The organism is Marinoscillum sp. MHG1-6 (assembly GCF_024714475.1).
Classification (GTDB): Bacteria; Bacteroidota; Bacteroidia; order Cytophagales; family Cyclobacteriaceae; genus JAMZMI01.
This window is the reverse complement of the sequence record NZ_JAMZMI010000019.1, coordinates 1-3,015: the sequence shown is the minus strand read 5'-3', so window position 1 is coordinate 3,015 and position 3,015 is coordinate 1. Positions and strand designations below refer to the sequence as shown.

Below are 3,015 nucleotides of genomic sequence, written 5' to 3'. Positions count from 1 at the left end.
CGAACCAGTCGATGGTATAATCGGTAGCGACCATAGATCCGTTGGTGATGGTTACGGTAGCCTCACCAGTAGGGGCCACATCATCACAAGAGACATCCTGAGCGGTAGCTTCTACATTGAAGGTAGGGTTTACTATCAGGTCTTCAACTTCAGCAAGGAATACCGGAGTAACACATGTTTTAGTCGCATGCTCAGCAACTACATAGTAATTTCCAGTTGTAAGGCCTGAAATGCTACCTACACCCTGATCGCCATTATTTCCGCCGTCGACAAATGCATCACCCAATAGCACGTTGCCAGGGTTTCCTTCATCGATATAAGTAGTATACCAGGTAAAGAAATAGTCAGCGACATTATCGGTGATCTGAGCATCCGATATAGAAACTGCTCCATCTAATGGAGAACAATCTTCATTATCCGTGATGGTTGCATCGGCGATTTCATGTTGCTCTGGGTTATTACCTACAATGAGTGTCGTTGAAACCTCACAATCATTAGGAGTATTACCAGCACCACCTAATCTTCCAATGGTTACGGTGTATGAGCCCGGACTCAAAGTAGCCGGGGTGGTGGACGTTGCAGTTTCTGTTAGTATGTCTTCGGTAAGCACCGTGGACAAATCAGAATCTTTTATCCATGTAAATCTATAACCATTTGGCTGTGCCAATCCACCATTAACGTTTTCATCCGGATCTTCTATGATTGTTACTGAAAGTTGCCCGTTTCCATTCGTAACGTCACAATTAGTATTAGCAGTCTTAGAGTTAGACTGTATGATGGGTTCATAGGCCAAGTCTAAGATTTCCTGATCCAGAGATGCTGCAGTCCAGCAGTTATCATTGGAACCAAAGGTGGTAGGGCTATTTTCCCGAGCCACAGCAATGTATGGCCCTGCGGGAAGCATTTCACTAAAGACAGCCTCATCGCCAGCAGTTAATATAGCACTGGTTGTAATTAATGTCCCGTCACCATCTCGAATTTCTCCGTTGCTAGGGTTATATGTGTAAGGGAATGATAGTCCTTGATAATCATAAGCTACCAGTCTATCAGCTGGAACTCCATCTCCAGCGTATAAGTAAATAATGTATTCTGCAATATCATCGACATCCCCTGCAATAAATCCAGGGTTTGCAGTATCATCAGATAGGCCAACAGTAGCAGATCCGTTATCCGGACAAGCATCCACATGATCTGTGGTCAGGGTGGTGGTGGTCTGCTGACCAAGGTATCCCAGGTCATAATACTTGAAGTATCGGCAACTGGTATTGTTGTCAATCATTACCAAGGTATACAAGCCTGCTACAAGGTTTGAAAGGGTCGTATTTGCACCCAGTCCACCAGGGTTGGAAGTTACTGCGACTGTTGCGCCACCAGGGTTGGATGCAAGTTCATCTCCGGTTAATAACACCTCGTCAGCACCAGTTAAAAGTAAAGTAGCATAATCCTGAGCACCTTCATACCACTCAAAGGAGAAGTCTTCACCTTGATTATTGGCCCCACCAGTATTTAGAGTGGTGATTTCTGCATAGATAGATCCATTGTCAGTTACACAACTTGTTGGCTGAATTGGAGTGAATGTGATATCCGGGATGTAAGGTGAAACCTCGTCAGGAACAGTAACTGTTTTAATGTCACTCACACATCCGGTCTGGTTATCTGTGACGACCACAGTATAATTGCCCGCTGAAAGGCCTGAAACAACATCAGTATCCACATTTGTTGGATCGGACAAGTTGCCCGGATCTACACCTTCCTGTAATTCTTTTCCAGCCACAGCAGCCGAACCGTAGTACCAGGTATACTGGAGGTCAGGGTTAACACCATCAGGAGGTCCGGCCGGAGAGTAGGTGTACGTTACATTATCTACCTGAGCTATTCCATTTGATGGGTAACACGCGGTTTGATCATTTCCGGAACTTACCGTTACATTCATGGTAGGAGCAAACTCTTCGATAACAACCTGTGCGGTGTTGGTACAGCCTGAAGTGTTGTCTGTAATTAGTATCGTATATGTTCCATGAATTTTATCTGCAATGGAATCATTGGTGCTAATTACCGTACCAGCAGCAGATGTTCCTTTATACCAAGCAAAAGTATAATCAGAGTTAGGTCCTTCAGCAATGGTCAAAGTTGCACTTCCAATTGGATTATCAACATCACAAGTAAAGTTGTCTTGTATCACAACAGGTGTCGGTGTGATGGATGGCAATCCGGGGTTGATTGTTACATTAATTGTTGAGGAGGTACAACCTGTTACTGTATTGGTGATAACGAGTACGTAACTACCATCTTCAACACCGGAGTTTCCATTAATATCATCATCTAGCACTTCATCATCGTCAATCAATGTGGTGGGATCATCGGCCGTAGCCCAGAAGAAGCTATAGTCGGTGAGAGCATAAACAGCCCCATCAGTGATATCGGCTAATTCTACTGTCGCGGTACCCGTGTACTGCCCATCTATACAGGAAACATTATCAGCAGTAGCAATATCCCCACTCAAAGCAGCCGGATCGGTAGTCGCCGGCGCGATGGTAAATGGTTCGTCGATCGAACAACCTGAAGTCTCATCAGTGATGGTCATGATGAAGTTACCGACCGGCAGACCGGAAACGGTTGTGGTGGTCACCCCATCGATGTCATAAGCGACGTCTTCAAAACCAGCTGTCAGTCCTGTGGCATCAATCGGCGTACCCCCTGAAGTTTCAAGTGCGAAGGCATAAGTAGTACCTCCGGTAGGGGTAAAAGTGATGGCACCATTGGCATCAGGGTTAGACGGGTCATTCAGGTCGGGATCACAGACCGAGTTACCGGTGAGTCCTGAAGTACCCGCCGCAAGGGTAGGTTGTCCCGGAGCAATGGTAACATTGATGGTTGTAGAAGTACAACCGGTCACCAGGTTAGTAATGATGAGCACATAGCTATCATCCACGACTCCTGTGTTTCCATTAATATCATCATCAAGTACGGCATCGTCATCAATTTGAGTTGAAGGATCCGCGGCGGTAGCCCAGA

General features: G+C 45.7%; 1 protein-coding gene. It reads right to left on the bottom strand.

Translation table 11 applies throughout. The features are described 5' to 3' along the window. Positions 1-3,015, bottom strand: a 3,015-nt coding sequence (locus tag NXR94_RS17060) for a hypothetical protein (protein ID WP_258105889.1), incomplete at both ends; no start/stop codon positions are given.